Annotated in this window: 26 protein-coding genes, 1 tRNA gene and 1 pseudogene; 18 read left to right on the top strand and 10 right to left on the bottom strand. The window is 64.8% G+C overall.

The window, feature by feature from the left end; translation table 11 throughout:
* Positions 1–192: 192 nt before the first annotated feature.
* Both H7K34_RS07450 and orn read right to left on the bottom strand, forming a co-directional pair.
* Positions 193–268 (bottom strand) — tRNA-His (locus H7K34_RS07450).
* 35 nt (positions 269–303) lie between these two features.
* On the bottom strand, positions 304–951 hold the full coding sequence (orn, locus tag H7K34_RS07455; RefSeq protein ID WP_264061209.1) for an oligoribonuclease: 648 nt from the start codon (positions 949–951) through the stop codon (positions 304–306).
* A gap of 96 nt (positions 952–1,047) precedes the next feature.
* Here orn and H7K34_RS07460 point away from each other — a divergent pair, with 96 nt between their 5' ends.
* Entirely contained in the window at positions 1,048–2,616 is a 1,569-nt protein-coding gene (locus H7K34_RS07460; protein ID WP_264061210.1) for a DUF853 domain-containing protein, read from the top strand.
* 3 nt (positions 2,617–2,619) lie between these two features.
* Here H7K34_RS07460 and cmrA read toward each other — a convergent pair whose 3' ends face one another.
* Positions 2,620–3,426 (bottom strand): mycolate reductase, encoded by an 807-nt coding sequence (gene cmrA, locus H7K34_RS07465; protein ID WP_264061211.1) that lies wholly within the window; start codon positions 3,424–3,426, stop codon positions 2,620–2,622.
* Positions 3,427–3,527: 101 nt separating this feature from the next.
* Between cmrA and H7K34_RS07470 the strand changes: the two genes are divergently transcribed.
* Positions 3,528–4,883 carry an MFS transporter gene (locus H7K34_RS07470; protein ID WP_264061212.1) on the top strand — a complete coding sequence of 452 codons (1,356 nt, stop codon included), beginning with the start codon at positions 3,528–3,530 and terminating at the stop codon, positions 4,881–4,883.
* Here H7K34_RS07470 and H7K34_RS07475 read toward each other — a convergent pair.
* The 3 genes from H7K34_RS07475 to H7K34_RS07485 form a co-directional block, all read right to left on the bottom strand.
* Entirely contained in the window at positions 4,880–5,674 is a 795-nt protein-coding gene (locus tag H7K34_RS07475) for an MmpS family transport accessory protein (RefSeq protein ID WP_264061213.1), read from the bottom strand. The two genes, H7K34_RS07470 and H7K34_RS07475, sit on opposite strands and share 4 nt — an antisense overlap.
* A gap of 69 nt (positions 5,675–5,743) precedes the next feature.
* Complete coding sequence (locus tag H7K34_RS07480; protein ID WP_108924748.1) at positions 5,744–6,385, bottom strand: SACE_7040 family transcriptional regulator; 642 nt, start codon at positions 6,383–6,385, stop codon at positions 5,744–5,746.
* Between the two features lie 129 nt (positions 6,386–6,514).
* Entirely contained in the window at positions 6,515–7,450 is a 936-nt protein-coding gene (locus tag H7K34_RS07485) for an alpha/beta hydrolase (protein WP_264061214.1), read from the bottom strand.
* Positions 7,451–7,695: 245 nt separating this feature from the next.
* Here H7K34_RS07485 and H7K34_RS07490 point away from each other — a divergent pair, with 245 nt between their 5' ends.
* From H7K34_RS07490 to H7K34_RS07525, 8 genes are all read left to right on the top strand, one after another.
* Entirely contained in the window at positions 7,696–9,282 is a 1,587-nt protein-coding gene (locus H7K34_RS07490) for a carboxyl transferase domain-containing protein (RefSeq protein ID WP_264061216.1), read from the top strand.
* 5 nt (positions 9,283–9,287) lie between these two features.
* A complete protein-coding gene (locus H7K34_RS07495; protein WP_264061220.1) occupies positions 9,288–11,282 on the top strand; it encodes an acetyl-CoA carboxylase biotin carboxylase subunit in 1,995 nt (664 codons plus the stop codon).
* Between the two features lie 6 nt (positions 11,283–11,288).
* Complete coding sequence (locus H7K34_RS07500; RefSeq protein WP_264061221.1) at positions 11,289–12,455, top strand: acyl-CoA dehydrogenase family protein; 1,167 nt, start codon at positions 11,289–11,291, stop codon at positions 12,453–12,455.
* Positions 12,437–12,949: a MaoC family dehydratase gene (locus tag H7K34_RS07505; RefSeq protein WP_372510709.1), complete on the top strand. Its 513-nt coding sequence runs from the start codon at positions 12,437–12,439 to the stop codon at positions 12,947–12,949. Before H7K34_RS07500 ends, H7K34_RS07505 begins: the two co-directional genes overlap by 19 nt.
* The gene (locus tag H7K34_RS07510) at positions 12,946–13,761 is read left to right on the top strand and encodes an HpcH/HpaI aldolase/citrate lyase family protein (protein WP_264061223.1); all 816 of its coding nucleotides are present in this window, start codon (positions 12,946–12,948) and stop codon (positions 13,759–13,761) included. Before H7K34_RS07505 ends, H7K34_RS07510 begins: the two co-directional genes overlap by 4 nt.
* A gap of 69 nt (positions 13,762–13,830) precedes the next feature.
* On the top strand, positions 13,831–14,664 hold the full coding sequence (locus tag H7K34_RS07515) for a mycofactocin-coupled SDR family oxidoreductase (protein WP_264061224.1): 834 nt from the start codon (positions 13,831–13,833) through the stop codon (positions 14,662–14,664).
* Positions 14,665–14,820: 156 nt separating this feature from the next.
* A complete protein-coding gene (locus tag H7K34_RS07520) occupies positions 14,821–15,246 on the top strand; it encodes a hypothetical protein (RefSeq protein ID WP_264061225.1) in 426 nt (141 codons plus the stop codon).
* Positions 15,247–15,524: 278 nt separating this feature from the next.
* A complete protein-coding gene (locus H7K34_RS07525) occupies positions 15,525–16,400 on the top strand; it encodes a bile acid:sodium symporter family protein (protein ID WP_264061226.1) in 876 nt (291 codons plus the stop codon).
* Between the two features lie 3 nt (positions 16,401–16,403).
* Here the strand turns inward: H7K34_RS07525 and H7K34_RS07530 are convergent, their stop codons facing one another.
* Positions 16,404–17,174 carry an enoyl-CoA hydratase gene (locus H7K34_RS07530; RefSeq protein WP_264061227.1) on the bottom strand — a complete coding sequence of 257 codons (771 nt, stop codon included), beginning with the start codon at positions 17,172–17,174 and terminating at the stop codon, positions 16,404–16,406.
* A 181-nt stretch (positions 17,175–17,355) separates the two neighbouring features.
* Between H7K34_RS07530 and H7K34_RS07535 the strand changes: the two genes are divergently transcribed.
* Positions 17,356–17,625: a YdeI/OmpD-associated family protein gene (locus tag H7K34_RS07535; RefSeq protein ID WP_108924724.1), complete on the top strand. Its 270-nt coding sequence runs from the start codon at positions 17,356–17,358 to the stop codon at positions 17,623–17,625.
* Between the two features lie 124 nt (positions 17,626–17,749).
* On the opposite strand, the pseudogene H7K34_RS26735 reads toward H7K34_RS07535, so the two are convergent.
* Both H7K34_RS26735 and H7K34_RS07545 read right to left on the bottom strand, forming a co-directional pair.
* Positions 17,750–18,874 (bottom strand): annotated as a pseudogene (locus H7K34_RS26735) (LmeA family phospholipid-binding protein); the annotation flags it as partial.
* A gap of 60 nt (positions 18,875–18,934) precedes the next feature.
* Complete coding sequence (locus H7K34_RS07545) at positions 18,935–19,627, bottom strand: cutinase family protein (RefSeq protein WP_308205438.1); 693 nt, start codon at positions 19,625–19,627, stop codon at positions 18,935–18,937.
* 268 nt (positions 19,628–19,895) lie between these two features.
* Between H7K34_RS07545 and H7K34_RS07550 the strand changes: the two genes are divergently transcribed.
* The 6 genes from H7K34_RS07550 to H7K34_RS07575 all read left to right on the top strand — a co-directional run bounded on the left by H7K34_RS07550 (position 19,896) and on the right by H7K34_RS07575 (position 24,274).
* Positions 19,896–20,186, top strand: a complete 291-nt coding sequence (locus H7K34_RS07550) for a hypothetical protein (RefSeq protein WP_264061228.1) — start codon at positions 19,896–19,898, stop codon at positions 20,184–20,186.
* Positions 20,187–20,482: 296 nt separating this feature from the next.
* Positions 20,483–22,324, top strand: coding sequence for a type IV secretory system conjugative DNA transfer family protein (locus tag H7K34_RS07555; protein WP_264061229.1), 1,842 nt, complete (start codon positions 20,483–20,485; stop codon positions 22,322–22,324).
* A 137-nt stretch (positions 22,325–22,461) separates the two neighbouring features.
* On the top strand, positions 22,462–22,977 hold the full coding sequence (locus H7K34_RS07560) for a hypothetical protein (RefSeq protein WP_264061231.1): 516 nt from the start codon (positions 22,462–22,464) through the stop codon (positions 22,975–22,977).
* Complete coding sequence (locus tag H7K34_RS07565; protein WP_264061234.1) at positions 22,974–23,330, top strand: hypothetical protein; 357 nt, start codon at positions 22,974–22,976, stop codon at positions 23,328–23,330. The genes H7K34_RS07560 and H7K34_RS07565 overlap by 4 nt, the downstream gene beginning before the upstream one ends.
* Before the next feature lie 6 nt (positions 23,331–23,336).
* Positions 23,337–23,843 carry a hypothetical protein gene (locus H7K34_RS07570; RefSeq protein ID WP_264061235.1) on the top strand — a complete coding sequence of 169 codons (507 nt, stop codon included), beginning with the start codon at positions 23,337–23,339 and terminating at the stop codon, positions 23,841–23,843.
* A 35-nt stretch (positions 23,844–23,878) separates the two neighbouring features.
* Positions 23,879–24,274, top strand: coding sequence for a DUF4190 domain-containing protein (locus H7K34_RS07575; protein ID WP_264061236.1), 396 nt, complete (start codon positions 23,879–23,881; stop codon positions 24,272–24,274).
* Positions 24,275–24,516: 242 nt separating this feature from the next.
* Here the strand turns inward: H7K34_RS07575 and H7K34_RS07580 are convergent, their stop codons facing one another.
* On the bottom strand, positions 24,517–24,654 hold the full coding sequence (locus H7K34_RS07580; protein ID WP_264061237.1) for a hypothetical protein: 138 nt from the start codon (positions 24,652–24,654) through the stop codon (positions 24,517–24,519).
* Positions 24,655–24,927: 273 nt separating this feature from the next.
* Here H7K34_RS07580 and H7K34_RS07585 point away from each other — a divergent pair, with 273 nt between their 5' ends.
* The gene (locus H7K34_RS07585) at positions 24,928–25,317 is read left to right on the top strand and encodes a DUF4352 domain-containing protein (protein WP_264061260.1); all 390 of its coding nucleotides are present in this window, start codon (positions 24,928–24,930) and stop codon (positions 25,315–25,317) included.
* The last annotated feature ends 248 nt before the right edge of the window (positions 25,318–25,565 follow it).

Raw genomic sequence — 25,565 nt, forward strand, 5'->3', positions numbered from 1 at the left:
CTTGCGCGGCCAATGGCCATACGGGTGTTCGAGGTCGGTGCAATCGTCGTAAATCCATTGCGCTACAACACAATAGCTGGAAATTCCGGATGGGTTTCAAAGTTGGACGAGCGCCGGTCCCCGTGCGCTGTCGGCTCGCAACAGCGCTGGGGAAGCAAAAAGGTCAGGGGGCGGACATGCCCCCTGACCTTGTGGGGTGAGTGACGGGACTCGAACCCGCGACATTCAGGATCACAACCTGACGCTCTACCAGCTGAACTACACCCACCATGACCGCGTGCTAACAAGCGGCGACTGTCGATACTAGCGGTTCGGTGGCTCGGCGGCCGAATCGATTTCCTCACGCGCGCCGTCCTTGCCCTCTAGCTCGGCAGCCACTGCCGCGATCTCGCTGGTAGAAGGCCCCGGCAGGGGCACGAACGCGGTACGCCGGTAGAACTGCAGCTCGCGGATGGATTCGCGGATGTCTGCTAGCGCCCGGTGTGCCAGCCCCTTTGCCGGCTGGCCGTAGTAAACGCGTGGGTACCAGCGGCGGCAGAGTTCCTTGATCGAGCTGACGTCGATCATCCGGTAGTGCAGAAACGAGTCCAGGGCGGGCATATCGCGGGTAAGGAACGCGCGATCGGTGGCGATCGAATTGCCGGCCAGCGGCGCTGTCTTGGGCTGTGAGACGTGCTTGCCGATGTAATCGAGCACCATCGCCTCGGCGGTGGCCAGGTCGACGGTGGAGGCCCGTACCTCGTTGATCAACCCCGAGCGGGTGTGCATTTCGGTGACCACGTCGATCATCGAGGACAGGGCGGCGTCGTCGGCGTGGATCACCACGTCGACGCCATCGCCGAGAATATTCAGATCGGCGTCGGTGACCAGGGCCGCGATCTCGATCAATTTGTCCGAGCCCAATTCCAAGCCGGTCATCTCGCAGTCGATCCACACCAGTTCGTCACGCACAGCGCTCACATTAGGCCCACGTCACGACCTGCCCCTGCCTCCCCCTGGCAAGTAGTGTTGACCGTTGCAACTTTCGGGCGACAGGGGCGGAGCGCGATGACCACCGAATCAGCGGCCAACGGACCCGCGCAGCGGATCGCGAGCGGCTACGCCGTCGAAGGCCAGGCACTGGAATTGGGCACCGTCGTGGTCGGCGGCGCCGCCGATCCGACCGCGCAGATTCGCATCCCGCTGGCCACCGTCAACAGGCACGGACTGGTAGCCGGGGCGACCGGGACCGGGAAGACCAAAACGCTGCAGCTGATCGCCGAGCAGCTCAGCGCCGCAGGCGTCTCGGTGTTGATGGCCGACGTGAAGGGCGACCTGTCGGGCCTGTCGCGGCCGGGGGAGGCCAACGACAAGACCGCGGCGCGCGCCCAAGACACCGGCGATAGCTGGGTGGCCACCGGATTCCCGGTGGAGTTCTTATCGCTGGGCACCGACGGGGTCGGGGTGCCGATACGGGCGACTGTCGCCAGCTTCGGTCCGGTGCTGTTGTCAAAGGTGTTGGGGCTCAACGCGACTCAAGAGTCCACCCTTGGGCTCATTTTTCACTGGGCGAAGGAGGGTAACCGCCCGCTGGTCACGCTGAACAATCTGCGCAATGCCATCAGCTACCTCGCCAGCGACGAGGGCAAGGACGACCTGAAATCCCTTGGCGGGGTGTCGTCGACGACGGCGGGAGTCATCATGCGCGCCCTGCTGAATCTCGAATCCGAAGGCGGCGACACGTTCTTCGGCGAGCCGAAGCTCGACCCGCAGGATCTGCTGCGCGTCGATGACCAGGGCCGCGGCATCATCTCGCTGCTCGAATTCGGCGGTCAGTCGTTGCGTCCGGTCATCTTCTCCACCTTCTTGATGTGGGTGCTGGCGGATCTGTTTGGCGTACTTCCCGAGGTCGGCGACGTCGACAAACCCAAGCTGGTGTTCTTCTTCGACGAGGCGCACCTGTTATTCACCGACGCGTCGAAAGCGTTCCTCGAACAGGTTGAGCAGACCGTCAAGCTGATCCGTTCCAAGGGCGTCGGGGTGTTCTTCTGCACCCAGCTGCCCACCGATCTGCCCAACGATGTGCTCTCGCAGCTGGGCGCACGAGTCCAGCACGCGCTGCGGGCGTTCACCCCCGACGACCAAAAGGCGCTGTCCAAGACCGTCCGTACCTATCCGAAAACCGATATCTACGACCTGGAGTCGGCGCTGACGTCGCTGGGAATCGGTGAGGCAGTCGTCACCGTGCTATCGGAAAAGGGGGCGCCGACGCCGGTTGCCTGGACCCGCATGCGAGTGCCGCGGTCGCTGATGGGCGCCATCGGCACCGGTGACATCACCAAGGCGGCCAAGGCAAGCCCGCTGCACGCGAAATACGGTCAGACGATCCAGCAGCCGTCGGAACCCGAAGCGGCGCAACCGGCCCCACCGCCGCGGCAGGCCCCGCCGCCGGGCAAGCTCGACCCCGCGCCGTATCCGGACCCCTACGACATACCGCCGATGCCCGCGCCCGCGGAGCCAAAGGGCCCGGCCATGTGGGAAGAAGTGCTGCAGAACCCGACCGTCAAAAGCGGTATCAACACCGCGATTCGCGAAGTGGTGAAAAACATCTTCGGTACCGGCCGCCGCCGTAAGTAACGCCTAGCTGCCGCCGAGCTTCTTGTAGAAGCTGCCCACGATCGGTGCCACGATCGCGCGGGGGGCATACCCGCTGCCGACAGACATCGCTTTGGAGGTCAAGCCCGGAACGACGCGCATCTTGTTGCGCTCCAACGCATCCAGCGAAATCCGGGCGGTGTGCTCCGTCGAGATCCACAGGAAGTCGGGCACCAGCCGTTCCACCAGTGACCTTTCGGCATCCTGGGGCAAGTCGGTGCGCACCGGGCCCGGCGCCAGCAGTGTGACGTGCACACCCGAGCGGCGCAGTTCACCACGCAACGATTCGCTGAAGGTGTTGACGAACGCTTTCGAGGCGGCATAGGTCGCGTTGTAGGGGATCGGCGAATTACCCGCCGCCGAACCGGAAATCAGAATGCCGCCGGCTCGACGTTCGACCATCCCCGGCAGCACCGCCAACGTAAGGTCGTGCACCGCCACGGTATTCAGTTGCACCTGGGCCTTTTCCACCTCCGGGTCGAGGCCGGAGATCGGACCGAATGTTCCGGTACCCGCGTTGGCACACAGAATCGAGATGTTGCGGGTCGCCAACTCGTCGCACAGTTTGGCGCGTTCCGCCGGGTCGGCCAGGTCGGCGGCGCGTACCTCCACGGTGACGCTGTATTTGCCGGTCAGCCGCTCCGCAAGATCGGAGAGTTTGTCTTCGCGTCGTGCGGTGACGATCAGGTGATGCCCGCGCGCGGCCAATTCCGTGGCCAGCGCTTCGCCGATGTTTTGCGAGGCTCCGGTGACGACGGCGCGCGCATCGGGGCTGGGAGCGGGGATCGGCATGCGCCCAATCGTAGACAGCCACCCAATCTTTCCGACAACAGCCGCAACCGCGGCGCAGCCGGGCGCGGCGGAGCGTCCGCTCAACAAATAGAGTGCCGAGCATGGGTCAGCCGGAACTGTGCGCGGGCACGATCGCGCGATCGCGGGTGGTCGCATGGGCACTGTGGGACTGCGGGTCAACGGGTCTGAACGCGATCGTGGCCACATTCGTGTTCTCCGTCTACCTGACCAGCAGTGTGGGAGTTGGCATACCCGGCAGCACCACACCGGAGAGTTGGCTGGGCCGCGCGGGTGCGCTCGCCGGGTTGACCGTCGCGCTGCTGGCACCGCTGGTCGGCGTGTGGGTGGAGTCACCGCATCGCCGACGATTGGCCCTGAGCGTGTTGACCGGCACGGCGGTGACGCTGACCTGCGCGATGTTCCTGATCCACGATCGGCCTGGCTACCTGTGGGCCGGATTGGCGCTGCTCGGCGCGACGGCCGCATGCGGCGACCTGGCCAGCGTCCCGTACAACGCGATGCTGCGTCAGCTCTCGACGCCGCAGACGGCCGGCCGGATTTCCGGACTGGGCTGGGCGGCGGGTTACCTCGGCAGCGTCCTGCTGCTGTTGCTGATCTACACCGGGTTCATCGCCGGCTCCGGATCCGGGCCCGACGCGGTGCGTGGGCTGTTGCGAGTTCCCCTGGCCGACGGGCTCTATGTGCGGGAGGCGATGCTGGCCGCCGCGGCGTGGCTGGCGGTGCTGGCGCTGCCGTTGCTTTTGGTCGCTCACCGGCTGCCCGACACCGCGGAGGTGTACCACCCGACAACCATGCTTGGCGGCTATCGCAAGCTGTGGAACGAAATCTCCGCGGAATGGCGGCGCGACCGCAACCTGGTCTACTTCCTGGGCGCCAGTGCGCTCTTCCGCGACGGGCTGGCGGCGATATTCGCCTTCGGCGCCGTGCTGGGTGTCAACGTGTACGGCATCTCTCAGGCCAACGTGCTCATCTTCGGTGTGGCGGCCAGCGTGGTGGCCGCCGTGGGTGCGGTCGCGGGCGGCTTCGTCGACCACCGGATCGGATCCAAACCGGTCATCGTCGGGTCGCTGGTCGCGATCATCGCTACGACGCTCACCATGATGGTGCTCTCCGGGCCGATCGCCTTCTGGGCATGTGGACTGCTGCTGTGCCTGTTCATCGGGCCGTCGCAGTCCTCGGCGCGCGCACTGTTGTTGCGGATGGCGCACAACGGCAGGGAAGGCGTCGCGTTCGGGCTGTACACGATGACAGGCCGGGCGGTCGCGTTCGTGGCGCCGTGGCTGTTCTCGGTGTTTGTCGACGCGTTCGGTGCCGTCCGCGCCGGGCTGGGCGGGATATCGGTGGTGCTGGTCGCCGGACTGCTCGCGATGCTGGTGGTTCGCGTCCCGGCACGGCACGCCGCCGCGGTCGAACCGTCGGTGGTCGAGCAGTCTTAACGCCCGCCGGCGTCGCAGACGGTGATGCCGGCACCGGAGCGCTGGCGCATCGTTACCCCGTCCACGGTGACCGTGCAGGTGACGTTGTGGCCGATGTTGATGATCGTGACGCTGGCCGGATGGGCGGCCGACTGCGACAGGCTGACACGCTTGCTCCAGGGCAGCGCGACGTTGAATTCGGTCTGGATGACGTCGCCGGTATCCCAGTAGGTGATGCTGATCGCGCGACCCTCGCCGTTGACGTTGTAGAGGACGTTTTGCATCGCGCCCGGGGCAGCGCTGGGCCCGGCCGAGCTGCTGGGCGGCGGTACCGGCAGCAGGGTCCGTGGCGGCGACGTCGTCCGCGTGGACGGGCGAGGTGTCGGGCTCTGCTCAGTCGATCCGGGCATGGCAGGCAGCGGCGGTACGGCGGTCTGCGTTTTGATCGCGCCGTTGGTGAGAATCAGCGCTATCAACAGCGCGACCACCAGCATCACCGCCGCGCCGGCGCCGATCAGCAACCATCGGGGCGATCTCGGACCGTCGGGCGGCGGGGGAGCATTGTCATCGGGTGGCAGCCCGCCCGGTGGCGGCTGGTCTTGCTGCCAGTACGCCGGTAGCCGCCTAGTGGGGTTGGTCTCGTTCAGACCCGGCGCCCATGGGGGTGCGTACCCGCCGTAGGCAGGCGCATAGGGCGCTTGGTCGGCGTAAGCCGGATCGGCGAGCGGCACGTTCCGCGGGCCAATCGGCCCGGTCTGTTCGGACCCCGCTTGAGGGGGACTAAACCGCTCGGGTCGACGTGGATCGTTCATGTCCACCTCACAGTTTGCAGGGTACCTAAGCCGAGCGGTTGGGCGTGGATTGTGTCGACGACGCCCGATTCAGCGAAGCCGGCCTCCGGCACCCAGAGCGGCGACGGTCATCGCTCGCATGACGGTGCGCGAGCGCGCCGCGCGGGCCGGCTTTTCGGCTGCCTTGATGCTGTGCGGTGTCGAGTTCAGCAAGCCGAACGCCGCGTGCGCGGCCAGCCGGGCGTCGGCTTCGGCCAGCGCCGGGGCCAGCTCGCGCAGCACGCCGACCCAGACCTCTACATATTGGCGTTGCGCTTTGCGCACCTGGCGCTCGGCGGAAACGGGCAGGTGCGCCAGGTCGCGGTCCTGGATGCGAATCAGGTCGGGCTCGCCGAACGCGAAGTCGAGGTGAAAATCGATCAGTCCGTCCAGCGCATCGGCAGCGTCAGTGCTGCCGGCGGTGACATCGCGGGCCCCCGCGAGCAGCCGGGCGCTGATCCCGACCAGCAACTCGACCAGCATCGACTCCTTGTTGGGGAAGTGGCGGTAGATGGCCGGGCCGCTGACCCCGGTGGCGGCTCCAATGTCTTCGAGTCGCACCGCGAGAAAGCCGCGCTCGGCGAAGAGCCGTTCGGCAGCGGCCAGGAGTTGCAATCGCCGGTCGGATTTCAACTGGCTACGGCGATTTGGCGTTTCGGATCGACCAGGCTGGTCCGGGGTGGACGCTGTCATGACGGTCCTTCGCCTACGTCCGAAAGTTTCGGTTAATCGTCACTAACATAGCATGAGTTATTCGCGATTAACTCAGCGCTCGCAGAAATCCGGACACCTCGCGGTAGCCCGCCTTGCCCAGGCGGCGAGCTAGGAGCCCAGCAGCTGGTGGTAGATCTGCGAGCGCACCGCGCGGGCCTCGGGCAACCATGAGGTCATGGCCCAGTCGTGCATTTCGCCATTGCGCAGGTCGAAGGTGAAGTCGGCGCCCGGAGTGGCCAGCGATTTCGCTTGCAGCGCAATGGCGTCGGGGCCCAGGACCTCCAAGGAACCGGCATAGACCGCGGTCGTGGGAAGCCCGCCCAACGAGCCGTACAGCGGGCTGAGCAGGGGATCTGCCAGATCCAGATCTGCTGCCCAGAGCGCGAAGTTCATTTTGAGCACCTCCACATTTAGGACGGGGTCGTTGACGAACCCGATGTCCGGGTTGCTCAACGTGGCATCGAGTAACGGTGACAGCAGCACCATCCGCGCGGGGGTGGCCGCTTTGCGCCGCACCAATTCCTGCGCGGCGCAAAGCGCGATGCTGCCGCCGGCGGAGTCGCCGTAGATGCTGACGTTGTCGGGGCCGTGTTCACCGATCATCCAGGTGATCAGGTCCGCCATCTGTGGTACGACGGTGCTCGCCGTGCCGTTGGGTGCGAGCGGGTAGACGGGTACGACGACGGTCGCCGCGGTCTGGCGAGCGATAGCCACATAGTCTCGCCAGTGCAAGACGGTGGCTTCGCATACAAAGGCGCCGCCGTGGATGGCCACCACGTGTTTGCCCGACGGCGAATCGGAGCGCAATGTGCACAGTTCCCAGCCATTGAACTCGCGGTATAGGACAACCACGGCCCGGGTGGTGTGTCTGGGCGGGCGGCGGCTGGCCATCAACGCGTTGACGCTGGTGCCCAGGTCGACGCCGATCAGGCCGGTGATCGAGCGCAGCAGCCCGAACGTCGACGCACCGATCCGAGCCTGCACCGATGGTCGACCGGTAAATCCGGACCGTGCGCCGTTCGCATCGGCTGGCGTGTCGGGCATGACTTCCCCTGAGTTGATTGCGCTTTCTCGATGGCGATGATCAACGAGAAATGTAGGCAATTTGGGATGTCCCGGGAAAGCAAACACCTGTTGTCTTTGCCGCGAGTTTGTTCGCCCGGCGGTTGACTCGTCCCTGGACGCAGCAACGTCGCCGATGGTATTCTCTGTCCCAGTTAATGAGCATTAACTGAAGTGTTTAAATCCCCCGACGACGAGGAGGCTGCCGCGCCGATGGACGAGCAGTCATGAGTGCGTCGGTGAGGGCTGCACCGTCGTTCGCCGAGGAGCACCGTCGGCTGGTCGACGAGTTGAACGCCAAGCTGGCCGCCGCGGCCCTGGGCGGCAATGAGCGGGCGCGGGAACGTCACGTCAGCCGCGGCAAGTTGTTGCCGCGCGAACGGGTGGACCGGTTACTCGATCCGGGCAGTCCGTTTTTGGAGCTCACCCCGCTGGCCGCAGACGGGATGTACGACGACGAATCGCCCGGCGCCGGGATCATCACCGGGATCGGGCGGGTGTCGGAGCGCGAGTGCGTAATCGTCGCCAACGACGCGACGGTCAAGGGCGGCACCTACTACCCGATAACGGTCAAGAAGCACCTGCGTGCGCAGGAAGTCGCGTTGCAGAATCGCCTGCCGTGCATTTATTTGGTCGACTCGGGCGGCGCCTTTTTGCCTCGCCAAGACGAGGTATTTCCCGACCGCGAGCATTTCGGGCGAATCTTCTACAACCAGGCGACCATGAGCGCCAAGGAAATTCCTCAGGTGGCCGCGGTGCTCGGCTCGTGCACCGCGGGTGGCGCCTACGTGCCGGCGATGAGCGACGAAGCCGTCATCGTCCGTGAGCAGGGCACCATCTTCCTCGGTGGCCCGCCACTGGTCAAAGCCGCTACCGGAGAGATCGTTTCGGCCGAAGACCTCGGCGGCGGCGACCTGCATTCGCGGGTTTCCGGGGTCACCGACCATCTCGCTGACGACGACGAGCATGCACTGCGCATCGTGCGGGCGATCGCGGCGACGTTCGGTCCGCGCGAGCCCAGTCCGTGGGAAGTGCGGACCCCAGTCGAGCCCAAGCATGCGCAGACCGAGCTCTACAACGTCGTCCCACCGGACCCTCGGGTGCCCTACGACGTGCACGAGGTCATCGTGCGGCTGGTCGACGGCAGCGAATTCAGCGAATTTAAAGCTAAATACGGCAAGACGCTGGTGACCGGGTTTGCGCGCATCCACGGCCACCCCGTCGGGATCATTGCCAACAATGGTGTGTTGTTCAGCGAATCCGCGCTCAAGGGAGCGCATTTCATCGAGCTGTGCGACAAGCGCAAGATCCCGCTGCTATTCCTGCAGAACATCGCCGGCTTCATGGTCGGCCGCGACTACGAGGCTGGCGGCATCGCCAAGCACGGCGCCAAGATGGTCACCGCAGTGGCGTGTGCCCGGGTGCCGAAGCTGACCGTCGTGATCGGCGGATCCTATGGCGCGGGCAACTATTCGATGTGCGGCCGGGCCTACTCGCCACGCTTTCTGTGGATGTGGCCCAACGCCCGGATCTCGGTCATGGGCGGCGAGCAGGCGGCGTCCGTGCTGGCCACGGTGCGTGGCGAGCAGCTCAGCGCGGCGGGCAAACCTTGGTCGGCAGACGAAGAAGACGCATTCAAGGCGCCGATCCGCGCCCAGTACGAGGACCAGGGCAACCCCTACTATTCGACGGCCCGGCTCTGGGACGATGGCATCATCGACCCAGCCGACACGAGAACATATGTCGGACTTGCTCTTTCGGTGTGCGCTCAGGCGCCCCTGGAGCCGGTCTCCTACGGCGTCTTCCGGATGTGAATGCAATGTTCGAGACCGTGTTAGTGGCCAACCGCGGCGAGATCGCGGTCCGGGTGATCCGGACCTTACGCCGGCTGGGAATCCGATCCGTGGCCGTCTACAGCGATCCTGATGCCGACGCGCGACACGTGCAGGAAGCCGACACCGCGGTGCGACTCGGACCGGCTCCCGCGCGCGAGAGCTACCTCAACATCGAAAAGGTGCTCGACGCCGCGGCGCGAACCGGGGCACAGGCGATTCACCCGGGCTACGGGTTCCTCTCCGAGAACGCACATTTCGCTGCCGCGTGTGAGCGCGCCGGGGTGGTGTTCCTGGGGCCGCCGGCCCGCGCGATCGAGGTGATGGGCGACAAGATCACCGCCAAGAACGCCGTCGCGGCCTTCGATGTGCCGGTGGTGCCCGGAGTGGCGAAATCGGGTCTGACGGATGACGCGCTCGTCGCCGCGGCCGCCGAGGTCGGCTATCCGGTGCTGATCAAGCCATCGGCCGGCGGCGGCGGTAAGGGCATGCGGCTGGTGGAAGATCCCGCCCGGCTGCCCGAAGCGCTGGTCGGTGCGCGGCGAGAGGCCGCGTCCTCGTTCGGCGACGATACCTTGTTTCTCGAGCGATTCGTGTTGCGGCCCAGGCATATCGAGGTGCAGGTGCTGGCCGACGCCCACGGCAACGTGGTGCATCTCGGCGAGCGTGAGTGCAGCCTGCAGCGTCGCCACCAGAAGGTCATCGAGGAAGCGCCTTCGCCGTTGCTGGACCGCCAGACTCGGGCGCGGATCGGGGCCGCGGCGTGCAACACCGCCCGCAGCGTGGACTACGTCGGCGCCGGCACGGTGGAGTTCATCGTCTCGGCCGAGCGGCCCGACGAGTTCTTCTTCATGGAGATGAACACCCGCCTGCAGGTGGAACACCCGGTCACCGAGGCGATCACCGGCCTGGACCTCGTCGAGTGGCAGCTACGTGTGGGCGCCGGCGAGAAGCTCGCAGTCGCTCAAGACGACATCGAGCTGCGCGGGCACGCGATCGAGGCCCGGGTGTACGCGGAGGATCCGGGGCGGGGCTTTCTGCCCACCGGCGGCCGGGTGCTCGACGTCTTCGAACCGTCGGGTCCCGGTCTGCGAGTGGACTCGTCGCTGCTGGCGGGCACTGTGGTGGGAAGCGACTACGACCCGATGCTGAGCAAGGTGATCGCCCACGGCGCCGATCGCGACGAGGCGCTCGCCGAACTCGACCGCGCGCTGGCGCAAACGACGATCCTGGGCGTGCAGACCAACATCGAATTCCTGCGGTTTCTGCTCGCCGACGAACGAGTTCGGGCCGGCGACCTGGACACCGCACTGCTCGAGGAGCGACTGCCTGACTTCGCGCCACTGCCCGCACCCGACGACGTGCTGGCCGCGGGCGGTCTGTACCGCCAGTGGGCGCTGTCTCTCAGGGCCCGTCGCGCCTCGGGCGACGTGTGGTCGCAGCCCTCGGGCTGGCGGGTCGGTGGTAAACCCGCGCCGGTGCGCACCGCGATGCGCACGCCGCTGCGCACCGAGACGGTCTCGGTGTCCGGCTTGCCGACGGCCGCCACGGTGCAAGTCGGTGACGGCGAAACACATTCGGGGAGTGTAGACGTCGAGCGACGCAAGATGAACGTGACGCTGGACGGACTGCGCCGCGAATACCGCTGGGCGGAAGCTGACCGCCACCTGTGGATCGCCGACGAGCGGGGAGCCTGGCATCTGCGCGAGGCCGAGGAGACCAAGATTCACCGCGCCGCCGACGACCGGCAGGCCGAGGTTCTCAGCCCGATGCCGGGCAGTGTGATCGCCGTACAAGTCGACTCCGGCACCGAGGTGTCCGAGGGCGACGTGGTCGTGGTCGTCGAGGCGATGAAGATGGAACACTCACTGGCCGCACCGGTTTCGGGACGGGTGGAACTACTGGTGTCGGTTGGCGATCAGGTGACGGTTGACCAGGTGCTGGCCCGCCTGATCCAGACTGAAGACGAAAGCAAGGAATAAAGGATCATGACGACAACGATTACCGCGGGGACCCTACCCAAGGAATACGAAGACCTTCGTGACACCGTCGCCGATTTCGCGCGCACCGTGGTCGCACCGGTGTCGGCCAAACACGATGAGGAGCACAGCTTCCCGTACGAAGTTGTCGCCAAGATGGGCGAGATGGGGCTGTTCGGCCTACCGTTCCCCGAGGAGTACGGCGGCATGGGCGGCGATTACTTCGCGCTGGCGCTGGCCCTCGAGGAACTCGGCAAGGTCGACCAGTCGGTGGCGATCACGTTGGAGGCCGGGGTAGGTCTGGGTGCGATGCCGATCTACCGGTTCGGCACCGATGAGCAGAAGCAGAAGTGGCTGCCCGACCTCGTCGCCGGACGTGCGCTGGCCGGGTTCGGGCTGACCGAGCCCGGCGCCGGTTCCGACGCCGGGGGCACTCGCACCACCGCCCGGCTGGAAAGCGGTGAATGGGTGATCAGCGGCGCCAAGCAATTCATCACGAACTCTGGAACCGACATCACTTCGTTGGTCACCGTCACCGCCGTCACCGGGACTGTCGGCGACAGCAAGAAAGAGATTTCGACGATCATCGTGCCCAACGGCACAACGGGATTCACCGTCGAGCCGGCGTACAACAAGGTCGGCTGGAATGCCTCGGACACCCACCCGCTTGCCTTCGCCGACGCCCGCGTGCCCGAGGAGAATCTGCTGGGGGCTCGCGGAACCGGCTACGCGAACTTCCTGTCGATTCTGGACGAAGGTCGCATCGCGATCGCCGCGCTGGCCACCGGGGTGGCGCAGGGATGCGTCGACGAGAGTGTCAAGTACGCCAAGGAGCGTGAATCGTTCGGCAAGCCGATCGGTTCCTACCAGGCGATCAGCTTCAAGATCGCGCGGATGGAGGCGCGGGCACACGTCGCGCGTACGGCATACTACGATGCGGCGGCAAAGATGTTGGCGGGCAAGCCTTTCAAAAAGGATGCGGCGATCGCGAAGATGATCTCCTCGGAGGCTGCGATGGACAACGCGCGCGACGCCACTCAGATCCACGGCGGATACGGCTTCATGAACGAGTACCCGGTGGCACGTCACTACCGCGACAGCAAGATCCTCGAGATCGGCGAAGGGACTACTGAAGTGCAGCTCATGCTCATCGCGCGATCACTGGGACTGTCGTGAGCGACCGCAAATCGGTTGTGCAGCGCGGCTTGTGGTTCGAGGAGTTCGAGATCGACACCACTTACCTGCACCGGCCCGGCCGCACCGCCACCGAGGCCGACAACGTGCTGTTCACCACGCTGACCATGAACACGCAGTCGCTGCACCTCGACGCGGCGTGGGCCGCCGAACAGCCGGGCTTTGGCGGTCAGCGGCTGGTGAATTCGATGTTCACCCTCTCGACGCTGGTCGGGTTGTCGGTGACCCAGCTGACGCTCGGCACCATCGTGGCCAACCTCGGTTTCTCCGAGGTGTCGTTCCCTAAGCCGGTGTTCCACGGCGACACGCTGTACGCGGAGACCGTGTGCACCGGCAAGCGTGATTCGAAGAGCCGGCCCGGCGAAGGCATCGTCACCCTCGAGCACACCGGGCGTAACCAGCACGGCGATATCGTTGCGCGCGCGGTCCGCACCACCCTGGTGCGCAAGCGCCCGAGCAACCAGGAGGCCGAGTGAATCTGCAAGCAGCCGGCCCCGGGTGGCTGTTCTGCCCGGCCGACCGGCCCGAGCGTTTCGCGAAGGCTGCTGCCGCCGCCGACGTGGTGATCCTGGACCTCGAGGACGGCGTGGCGGAGGCGGACAAGCCCGCTGCCCGCAAGGCGTTGCAGGACACCCCGCTGGACCCGGAGCGCACCGTGGTGCGGATCAACGCGGCCGACACCGAGGAATATCCCCGCGACCTCGAGGCGCTGGCGGGCACGGCTTATACGACGGTGATGCTGTCCAAGACCGAATCGGCGGCGCAGGTGACCGCGCTGGCGCCGCGCGATGTGATCGCGCTGCTGGAGACGCCGCGCGGTGCGGTGTTCGCGACCGAAATTGCCGCGGCGCGGGGCACGGTGGCGTTGATGTGGGGAGCCGAGGACCTTGTCGCCGCGCTCGGCGGCAGCTCCAGCCGTAAGGCCGACGGCACTTACCGGGACGTCGCCCATCATGTGCGGTCGACGGCCCTGCTCACGGTGAACGCTTTCGGCCTGGTCGCGCTCGACGCGGTACATCTGGACATCCCGGACCTCGACGGTCTACGGGCCGAGGCCGAAGACGCGGTGGCGCTGGGCTTCGTCGGCACGGTCTGCATCCATCCAACTCAGGTTCCGGTGGTGCGCAAGGCGTTTCGTCCTTCTGAGGACAAGCTGGACTGGGCGCGACGGGTATTGGCGGCGGCGCGCGGCGAGCGTGGGGTGTTCAAGTTCGAAGGGCAGATGGTCGACTCGCCGGTGCTTAAGCACGCGGCGGCGCTGGTGCGGCGAGTTGAAGGTTCCGTTTAGCGATCCGTGCGATGCCAGACAACAACAGTTGTCGCCGCTAGGCTTGGTCGCGGGCGGATACTCGGAATCATGGCAATGCAGTTTGACGGCAAGGTCGCATTCATCACCGGGGCCGCACGTGGGCAGGGCCGTTCGCACGCGGTTCGGTTCGCCGAAGAGGGTGCGGACATCATCGCGCTGGATCTGTGCGATCAGATCGACAGCGTCGCTTACCCGATGGCCACACCCGAGGACCTCGACGAGACCGTCAACCTGGTCGAGAAGGCCGGCGGCCGGATAGTCGCGAAACGCGGAGACGTCCGGGACTTCGACCGGCTCAAGGCCGTCGTTGCAGCGGGTGTCGCGGAGCTGGGCAGGGTCGACTTCGTATTGGCCAATGCCGGGATATTGCCGGCTTTCGGCGAGGTGGCCAATGAGATGGAGGCGTTCGCCGACGCGGTCGACACTTTGCTCAACGGGGTTTACTACACGGTTGAGGCCGCATTGCCCGCGCTGCTGGAACACGGCGAGGGCGGTGCCATCGTTATCACCAGCTCGGCCGCCGGCTTGAGCAGTGCGTGCCCGACATTCAGCGTGCGAAACCACGGGTTTGCCGGCTATCACGCCGCTAAACACGGCGTCGTTGGTTTAATGCGATATTTCGCGTCCACGCTGGCCGAGAAGAATATTCGGGTCAACACCGTGCATCCCTGCGGGGTGGCCACACCGATGGTTCTCAATGAGCTGGTCGCGCAACGTATGGCCGAGCACCCCGAGGGCAACAGCGCACTGGAGAACTTGCTGCCGGTCTCGTTGATCGAATCCACCGACGTGACCGAAGCAATGGTTTATCTGTGCGGGCAGTCCGGCCGCTACGTCACCGGTATCTCACTTCCCGTAGATGCGGGCAACACCGCGAAATAGCCTCGCGGTACTGCGGTACCCGACATTTCGGGTCTTAACGAGATCGCAAAAGAGCGGAAACATTTGCGAGCGTCCGGCGGGCAAAACTATCGTAATCTTTGACCAGCAATAACAGTTGCTCGCTGCACTGGCTAGCTCCACGGAAGGAACGAGATCATGACCATCGCGCGGGGCTTCGCGGCAACCGTTATCTGTGCGGGTTTAGCTGTCGGGTCGGCTGGCACAGCATGGGCCGATACACCGACGATGAGTGGCAGCTACACCGAGACCGTGACGACGCCGGGCGGCCACTCCATCGACAACAGCTGGGCCGTCAACTCCTGCGGCAATGGCTGCCTGTGGATCAAGGCCGGGTTGGGGGCTAGCCAAGCCCGATTGGTCGATGGTCAATGGGTCATGGACACCATGAGCAACGTCAGTTGCGCGGACGGCGGTTACACGCTCTACGGCACGAGCACTCACACCACGTGGGATCCCAACACCCTTGCCGGCACGTCCGCGCACATCTACATCACGGGCGCCTGCGGCAACCCGCCGGGATTCACCCAAGTCGACCAGATTCAGATCAAATCGGCCTCCTGACGCATACTGCCTTCAAAGCCCCTGAAACCCCTGGGATTCAGGGGCTTTGAGCTTTCTACCGCCCTGTCTTGATGATCTGCCCAGCGATTCGCTCACGGTGATCAAAGGCGACCCATCGCGATTCCGACGCCGCCGTCGCTGGACGGGGGCCAGCGAAGCGGTGACTTGCTTGCGCGCAGCTGGTGACGCGCCGGGCAGACGGCTGCGGTATAAGGCAAGCTAACCAATCGCGTCCGTTTCATTGCGGCGACGGCCGCGCAACGACACCGTGGAGCGTTATGGGCAACCAGTACTTCCCGTTGGTCGCCGCCGTGGTCATGCTCGCTCTCGGTCTGACACTGACCGTGGCCGACTTCAAGCGAGCCGCCACCCTGCGTCGACCGCTGACGGTTGCGCTGATCTGCCAGTCGTTGGTCCTGCTGATCGCCGAGGCCTTTCACCTCGAGCCGCACCTGGCGGTCGGCCTGATGCTGATGGCCGCCACCCCGGGCGGGACGATGGCGAACATCCTCAGTCACCTGTTCAACGGGGATCTGGCGCTCAACCTCACTCTTGCCGCGATCAACGCCGCGCTGTCGGTCGTCGCCCTACCGGCGGTCCTGGCGGGGGCAATGACCTGGTTTCTCGGCAAGGGGCGATTCATCCCGCTGCAACTGGACAAGTTCCTTATGGTTTTCGCGCTGGTGCTGATCCCCACCGCGATCGGCATCGCGGTACGCCACCGGTTCCCCGAGCTAGCCCGGCGACTGCAACGGCCCGTCAAGATACTCGCGGCCGCGCTGCTGGTCCTCGCCGTCGTCGCCGCCATCGCCGGGGGACGAATGACGCTGTGGCACAACTTCGGTGTGCTGAGCGGGGCGATCGTCTCCTTTTGCGCCGCCAGCCTGACGGTCGGCTACCTGGTGCCACGCGTGATGCGCCTGGGTCCACCACAGGCGATTGCCGTCAGCCTGGAAGTGGGCCTGCACAACACCGTGGTGGCGCTAAGCGTGGCGCTGAGCCCACAACTGCTCAATAGCGCCGAAATAGCAACCCCCGCAGCGATTTACGGCGCTCTCGCTCCGCTGATTGCCGTGACTTTCATCGTTGCGGTCCGCCGCCTGGACCCCGGGTTTCGGGTGAGGGCTCAGCCCGAGACGATCGCGAATAGTTAGGTCCTACTTGCGCCGGGCGGCGGCCAGCCGGTCGGCGAATTCCGGTGATTGGATCGAGGACACCTGCGGCCCTAGCTCGGTGCGCATCGCGAATTCGTGGTGCTCGTTGTCGAGGGCCCCCGGGCTGGCCGTCGCGCGCATGCTGGCCTTGGTGGCCAGCACCACCTCGCGCGGAGCCGACGCGGGTCCGGCGGCGAGCTCCAATGCCGCGGCGACGGGATCGTCGGCAACGCTGAGCGCCAACCCGTGCCGGACCGCGGATTTGGCGTCGAAGCGCATGCCGAACAGCAGGGCCGCGCGAGCGATTTGCGGACCCACCGCCCGCTGCAGCATCCAGGTCGCGCCGCCGCCGGGGTGCAGCCCCAGCTTCTGGAAACGAGGGTCGAACAGTGCGCCGGGTCCGGCGATGCGCACGTCAGCGGCCAGCGCCAAGTTCAGCCCCGCGCCGACCGCCGCGCCGTTGACGGCGGCGATGGTGGGCAGAGTGCAACTCCCCACGGCCATGAAGCCGTCGTAGAGCTTTTGCAGTCCCGACTCTGCGGCTCCGGCACCCGCAGCGCCCAGGGCACTCAGGTCAGCGCCGGCGCAGAACGCCTTGCCCGCCCCGGTGACCACGACGGCGTGCACGCCGGGATCGGCTTCGGCCCGCTCGACGGCGGCGCGCAGCTGTGCCGAGCTCTCGCCCGTCAGTGCGTTGCGCCGGTCGGGGTCGTTGACGGTGATGAGCGCGACGCGTTTGTCCACGCTGAACAGGACGAAATCGGACTGGGCCATTGGGCACCTCCGCGGTCGGCGACGTCATCGGGCGAGGTCAAGGGTACTTGGGGGCCGCGTTCTAAAAATTCGTAGAGACCTGTTGCTGGCACATGATGAAGTGCGACCGGATGACGAACGGCAACCACGGCCTGGTGTGGCAGTACACGCTGGGGTGGTAATCGGTGGCTAATCTGACCGGGTGAGCGGCAACCAAGTAGCCGGCGGGGTGGTGCACAAGCTGCCCGCGGACCTGCGTGAGGCACTGATCGGCAATTCGACCGCACTGGCCGCATGGCAGGACATCACGCCGCTGGCGCGCAACGAGTTCATCTGCTGGGTGGAGGACGCCAAGCAACAGGCGACGCGACAACGCCGCATTCGCCGGACCCAAGAAGAGCTCGAAGAAGGGCAGCGCCGGCCTTGCTGCTGGCCGGGGTGCAAGCATCGCGAACGCACGGGCCGCCCGTAAGTAGGAAAGATACTGCCCGACAACGGTTTACGGGCTGCCGGTGTGGCCAGTAGTTGACGAAGCAGGCGTCCTTGCCGCCGCCGGCCGGGATGGTGGCGTTGCTGGCAGAGAACGTCGCCTCGATACCGCTATCGGTGACCTTGACGCTGTCGGCGTGGATACCCAGCGGATAGTCCTTGGTCGCCTTCGAGGTGAGGTCGTCCAGGTGGGTTTGCACGCTGTCCGTCGACATATCCGAGCCCAGCGCGCTCAAGCTGACCACTTGCAACGAGACCCCGTTGTTCACGATCTGCGGCTTCAGGGTGGCACTGTCTAGCAGGCCCTTCAGCGAAACGGTGCCGTCGCTGGGGTTGGTGGTCACCTCGCCGGTGACCAGACTGCCGATCATCGGGATGGCGTCCTGGATCGACTGCTTGATGCCGTCCTTCGACCAGGTGATGGTGCCTTTCACCGACTCGATCGTGCCCGCGGAGTTGTTGGCGGGGTTCAACCGCATATTGCGGATGTCGATGCTGATTTTCATGCCCTTGGCGTCGCGGACCTGGTTGCCCCCGGTCTCGACGGCGATGTCGGGGTAATGCTTGGTGATGAACTGCCACAACAGCGGCGCCGTGGCAAAGGAGGCGGTCGCGCTGTCCTGAACCTCGCACTGCACCGCGCTCGACACCCTGCTGCGCGCCTGGTTGCGGGCATAGAACTCGCCGCCGACCAAAGCGGCGACCACGACGGCCAGCACGATGCCGAGGATCAAGGCGATGGACCGCTTCTTGCCGAAAAAGCCTCGCTTCTTGGTGGTCGGCGGTGTGTCGTTCGACGGTGACGACGTGGACAGCTGGGTGGTGGGCCACTCCTGCGGCGGTGGGGGGCCGGGCTGCGGCGGTGGGGGGCCGGGCTGATGCGCCTGGACGTTCGGCGGCGGTTGCGGTGGCCGACCCGGCGGGGGCGGGGGCGGCGGCTGTTGGGGTGGCCGTCCCGGTGGTTGCGGTGGCCGGCCTTGCGGTGGCCCCGGCGGCTGCGGCGGGGGCGGTCGCTGACCCGGCGGGGGGCCGGGCGGTGGCTGCCGGGGGGCGTTACCGCCGGGTGGCTGCTGCGGAACGTCACGCAAGGGGATTCGGCGAGTCTCCGATTCGGACGGCCGCCCAGGACCCTGAGGTCGTGGGGGGACCGGCTGATTGGCGGGCCCGCCCGGCCGGGGCGGACGACCGCCTTCGGACGGGTCGCCGCCCGGGGGCCCTTGCGGAGTCGTCACCAGCGCGATTTTGCCTCATCTGCCGCATGCAGTGGAAGACGTCTGGTCATCCGTGCGGCGTCAGACATGGCTTGCTGCGAAACTCGCGGCCTGGCCGGGCATCCCGGACTGCGCATAAGACAGGTGCACCGCAGAGAACAGCTCGTCATGCGAGGGCAGCGCAAGTGCCCCGCCCGGCGTGCATACCGGATCGCCGGGCGCACACAGGTCGATGGCTTTGGCGCCGTACCACGGGCTGACTTCGCTCATGGGAGCCCCCAGATATCTGTCCGACGGATTCCCGAAGGTGGCGACGGCGGCAACGTGACTAGCCTCGTCCGCCGTCAGTAGATCCGGGATCAATCCGACAACCGGCATGCGGGCGATGGTCGCCAGGTCTATTGCCATGGCGCCCAAGGAATATCCGCCAAGCACCAGCTTGGTGTTGGGACAGTTGGCGACCACGGACTGAACATGAGCGTGGATGTCGCTGCCGCCGGCGGACGCTGACGGGGCGAAATCCTCGCCGGCGGGGTAGTTGACGGGATACACCCCGACGGACCGACCCCCAACCTGCGAGCGCAGTGCATCGATGAATTGCTGGCCGACCGTACCAACGCCGGGCGGCTCGTTGGTGCCGCGGGCGAAGGTCACCTCGATGTCGGGGCATGCAGCAGCGGATGCGGGGGCGATGAGCAGCGGTGCGTTCAGCAGCGTCGCCAAGGTTGTCATCACTGCGGCACCCAGCGAGCAAGCGAACTGGCGTGCGTTCACGTCCCCATGCTGACACACCGTGCCCCGGGGTGCTGCGGGTGCGATCGGCCACCCCAGTTGTCAATGTCGCCCGCTATCGATACGGCCGTGGTTCCCGGGTGTCGGTCGGATACGCACAGAACAACGCGATCCCGTCGGGCGACTGCGCAGTAAATAACCCGGTGTTATCGGGAGCAAGGATATCCGGCCGCTCTTGGCGGAGCGCCACAGTGGTTTGCGCTGCCGTTGACGCCTACTGTCCGGATTACCACAACAGATAGGGACGCCGATGACAAAGCCGCCCCCCACCGCCGCCGGCATTGGCGTGCTTGAGCTGTTCGCTCCGGAAGGTAACTGCGTGGCCACCCTGATAAAGCAGACCGCGGATCAACCAATTCGAATCGCGGTTCCCGGCCGGGCGGAAGAAGACTGGCCACGGGTGGGCGATACCCAACGGACAGCGTTGCGCTGCCCGCAATCCGACAAATGGTTCTTTCCGGACACCTCTCTGCTGCAGCAGAAGATGACCGAATTAGTCAACGACGCTCACAACGACAAGGGCGGTTACTTCCTGTATTGAACCCGTGGGGCAATACGAGGGGCCTTCGCAGTACCGCGGTCGCTGTCGCGCGATAGCAATTGTTTCAGCGAGCGTGACGCGACCGGCAGATTCGTCAAATTAATTTCAAATTAAGCCTGATCTCGACCTCCGTTTGTCAGTACACTGTGCGCGACATTCGAGTTGGCGTTTGCGCCAGCTCGAGTGCTGGCGATCAACCTCTAAGCGCCAACCTGCGGGAGCGGATGATGCGAGTCCAGAACGAAGCCTCAGTCCGACGGGATCTTGCACGAGCCCAGCAGGAGGCCGACTATTACATGGCCAATTGGCTGGCTTGGCTCGGACCTGACCACGACAGCCGTGTGGAACGCATCGAGGCGATGTTCGCGGAGCGAACGGCGACGATGTGGGCCAAATTGGTCGTGGACGCATCTTGGCACCAAACGATTCACGCCCAAATCGGCCCGCTGGTGAAGGACATCCCCCACACCGGTTATGTGTCCTTCACCGTCAGCAGAAGCTTGGCGTCGATGGACTTCCGGGAGCGCACGTATCTCAAGCTGGCAGAAATCCTGAACAGCGTCTACGAGGGCAGAGAGCATTTCTACAGAAAGTGCCGGACCGCACTCATCTGGGGCGACGGCAAGGGCACCGAGGAGCCCGGCACAGCGTGGTACGTGCAGTCCAGCGCGCTACCCAGTGGGCAGTCAGCGGTCCCGTGGGCGATACAGAACCACCAGTTGACGGTCGACCAGACGGCGAACCAATTGCAGCAGCAGCTTAAACAAATCCTCGAACGCGCTGACCTCCATCCGACGCTTCGCCAGCAGCTGGAGCCGTTCGCAGCTCAGACATCGTCCTCGGGGGACGCGAACTGGATTCGGGGCAGTAACATCGCGAGTTCTCCGTTCGCCCCGCAAGGCGCCTACCCCCTCCATATCGGATCACTGTCGGACAAGACTCCACTGACCTACTCGGGCGAGGGATCGATAGTCACGATCGCGCCGCCAGGATCAGGTAAGACCGCGTGCAACGTCTACCCCAACCTGCTGTCGTGGCCGGGGCCCGCCGTAGTGCTGGACATCTCGGGTGACATTTACGAGCACACCGCCGCGTGGCGAGCCGCCAACGTCGGTCCGGTGTTCAAGTTCAGCCCGTTGGAACCCGAGGACAGTCACAAATACAACCCACTCACGTTCGTGCGCAGCGATCGTGACTATCTGTGGGAGGACTCCCGGCTGCTCGCCGAGATGATGATCGTGCCGTCGCTCGGTGCTTCCGACCCGTTCTGGGAAAACGAGGCGCGCACCGTTCTGACCGCGGCGATTGCCAACGCGTGTTACCTGAGCCCGCCCGATCAACGGCCTATGCACGAGGTTCTTGATGTGCTGTTCGGTGGCGAGCCCTGGGAAAGGATGATCGATGGCCTGCGGATGGCCACCGATATGCATGTGATGACCCAGCATGCGACCGCGTTGTCGTCGATGAACGAGAAGACGCTGAGCAGTGTGTTGCAGACCGCGCGTTCGAGTCTTACGGCGTGGACCGGCGAGCGGGTCTCGCGTGCCACCCAGCGCTCGGATTGGGACCCGCTCGACCTTCGGGATGGGTCAAATCCGACCGTGTACATCTATATGCGGCCCAACGAGGTCGAGGCTTACCTCTCGTTGTTGCGCGTATTCATCGGTCAGCACATCCGCACACTCACTGGCGGGCCGGTTCCGCCACGTGATTCGCCACCGATCCTGTTCATGCTCGACGAGCTGCCCCGGCTCCGCACAATGCCTCCTGTGGACGAGGCGCTCAACATCGGTCGCAAATACGGGCTTCGTCTGTGGATGTTTGCCCAGAGTGTGGGCCAGTTGAAGTCCGCCTACGAGAATGCCGATGGGATGCTGGGGTCGTGTGCGATCCGTATCTACATGAACCCAAGCGGGGCTGACGGACTGGCGGAACGGATCTCCGACGAAATCGGCTATGTCGAGTCGCTGCAGGATAATTCGCGCCGGCGCCTCGTGGAGCCACACGAGCTGGCAGGTCCGGCGTTCCGAGATGTGCAGATTGTGCTGGCAAACGGGTCTCGGCCGGCTCGGGTTTCTAAAGACTTCGCTTTCCAGAACCCCGAGTTCGCCCGCCGGATGGCTATGTCGTCGGAGTGACCGCTATGCGCAGATCAACGCAGCGTCGCCAGCCAGTCCGCAGGACGTGCACCCGCAGACGACGCCATAGCCAGTCCACCGAAGGACACTGAGCAATGGGTTGGCTGCTAGCGGTTGGCACTCCGGGAGGGGTCAATTTGGGCCTCGACGGAATTCCAGCGTGCTCAGGAATCGTTCGACTTGGCGGCAAGTTGGTCTGTCTCGATTTGGACCTATACCGCATATGGCGCGCAACAGCCGCAGCCCCTCAGGCCGAGACGTTGATTTCTTGGGGGACCGCCCAAGGCATTCCGGATGTCGACGATCGCGTTCGCGCGCTGCAAGAAGCCGAACTGATCATCGACGAGGGACCAGATATACAGCGCCGGGTGGGACGGCTGGCCCTTCGGCTCATCGGCGAATGCCTGGGCAATGGCACGGAAGTCAGCCCGACGTTCCTAATGCTCGGCCGCAACAATACAAAATTACAGGTGAACGCCTACCTCTTCGAGGTGCTGTTGCGATGCGACGGCGTCAGTCCCATCTCGATCACCTGCGACGCGCTGGACGCGGTTCGCCCCGATCCCGGACACCCGCGATGTATTGAGACGCTAACAGCGGCACTGCCAATGCTGGTCCGAAACGAAGTCGTCCAACTTGAGGGGGTGCAATGAGCAAACCCACGATCGGCTGGATGGATGCCGTCAATTTTGGGATGTGTCTGGCCGCCGGTTTCACTGACATCGAGGCACATGTTTTGGAAACCGATGTGCGTTTGAACGGCAATCCGATGCAACACACTCAGGAGTACAGGGGGAACGACAAAACGGCGCTCCTCGCCATATGCGAAACAAACGACATAGCCCGAGAAGCCCAGCGGTTGGAGGAGATCCAGCAAGTGACCAAAGGCGAGGTTGTCAAAGAGGACAGAGCAGCAGAAAACAAAGAGCTTGCGGACGGCCTCAACGAAATTGCTGAATTGATTGCCCAGCCCCTCGAAGCGATTAAGAAACGTGACGAGCAGTAGCAGGAGATGGACGCGGGCATCGCAAGCAACGCGTATGAAGCCAACTTGTCAGCTGAAATCCGGGGCTCGGATGGGAACAACCCCGTCGATCTACCGGATCGGCCGCCGCCGGATGGCCCTTCGAACATCGACCTGGCTAATGACCTCGGAGGGCCGTTCGTCGAATCACAGATCCAGATTGCCGAGGCCGGACGGCAGCTTGCGGACAAGGTCAGAGAGGGCGGCAAGTTGGCCAGCAACCAACTTGGCGATCGTTCTGATCGCACGGCTGACGACATAGGCCGGCAGGCGGAAAGCGAAGCTAAAAAGATCGAATCGGAGACGGAGAAATTGCTGGAGAGCAACAAGCTCTTTCAGGAGAGGATCAAAAATGATCCGCCGAGCGAACAGAAAAAACAGATGACGGAGCGCGTCAGCGCACAGGAAACGATCCTTACTAAACAAGCCGACGTCGCCATCGCAGCGCTTTCGAAGCCTGAGCCAGTCCGTGAGTTCAAGCCCCGAGAACTTTGATCCGAGACTCGATACCGGAAGTTAGGAGAATGAGAATGACGATGGGCGACTTCGATCCGAACAAGCAATACAATCAGCCCAGAAGCGCTCCGCCGCCGCCCGGCGAATTCAGCTTTCCGCCATCGAATCCGGGTTCCCCAGGGGGTGCCTTTTCGCCGGCCGGTTACGGTCATCTGCCGGCGCCGCCATCCGCGGTAGGCCCGCCACGCCTCAATAACACCAATCGGCTGGCCATCTATTCACTGGTGTTTTCCTTGGTTGGGTGGTTGTGTATCGGTCTCGGGGGTGCCGTCGGGGCCGTCCTCGGCTACGTCGCGCTGAACCAGATCAAGCACACCGGTGAAGGCGGCCGCGCGATCGCACTTGCCGGCATAATCATCGGCATTATCGGGTTCGTAGGCATATGGGGTGCTGCGCTTATCTCGCGTTAACAACCTCAAGGACGAGTCCTGAGACCGGGCCCGGACCAGAGGGGTAATGCCGACTTCTGCCTACGATTATTAGGCCTTCGCGCAGGGTTCTGTTGGCGTAACGTCCACGTCAAATGGCAAGGCCTACCTCCTCAGGCTGGCACCCGGGCTCGTCAGGAGCCCAGGGGAAGCGGTATTGGGACCGGACGGGCTGGACCGCTGGTTTGATCGTGCTAGCCAAGAGGGCCATTGGCCCGGGGTGGCTACGCCGCCGAGAAATGGCCGAGATCGGCGCGCGTGCAGACGATCAGCACCAGGCGCTGCTTAGTGGTGACGATCAATGGGGAATGTTCGGGATCAAGCCAGCCGTCGAGCCCCTCGTGGAGCCTCTTCCGAAACATGGGCGCTCACCGCGCCAATCCCTCACGACCGGAGTTGCCGTCGTCACGGGTCTTATCGTCTTCGCCGTGATAGCCACGGTCAACGCCCGATCGGCCGATCAGACGTCGCGCGCGGTTCCGGCGCAGACGGTCACGGTGACTCGCCCCGCGAGCAGACCGATACCACGTCCGATGAATCCCCCTCCGGCGCTTGATATTCCGCTTCCATTCTTTCCGGTTATTCCGGCTCCGCCCTCCGCGCCAGCAATTGCGTCAGCCTAACCCTCGGTACGAATAGGCCAACAAATTGCCGATGGCGATGTCACGTTTGCGGTCACGTCGGTGATCCGATCCAAGACCGTCGCCAACCCCAATGTCCCCTTCCTGCAGACGATGGCCGAGGGCACATTCCTCACTGTTGCGTTGACGATCACCAACAACGGCAAGCAACCCGAGGTATTTATTGCGTCCTACCAGAAACTCAGGATTAACGGCGTCGTCTATGCCGTCGACCCCGTAGCGGCCTTGTGGACGCTGACCTTGGAAACGATCGTCAGCCCTGGGGGCACCGCTACGGTGCCGCTGCCATTCGACGTGCCGACGGGCGTGCCTTCCGGGGGCGCTTTGGAACTGCACGCTTCAGCGAATTCGCGCGGCGTCGTCGAATTGCTGCCGCCGCAATAGTGTGCGTACGGCGATGCGGCGCGGTCTCGCCAGCGACAAGCGGATGACAAGGGCGTGCTCGAACGCCTGAGCGAACCTGCAAGCTTCACGCTAGACGCCGATCTACCTGCGGAAACTGTTGGTGCGCCTCTAAAACTGACGGACATCGTTGACAGTCCGGGTCTCCGAGCACTAGGAGACCTGCATGAGCGAACCGCTGCTGCCCCGTGAAGTCCGTCGTCGGTTGGCGATCATCCAGCACGCCGAGG

Source organism: Mycobacterium montefiorense (assembly GCF_025823255.1).
GTDB classification, from domain to species: Bacteria; Actinomycetota; Actinomycetes; order Mycobacteriales; family Mycobacteriaceae; genus Mycobacterium; species Mycobacterium montefiorense.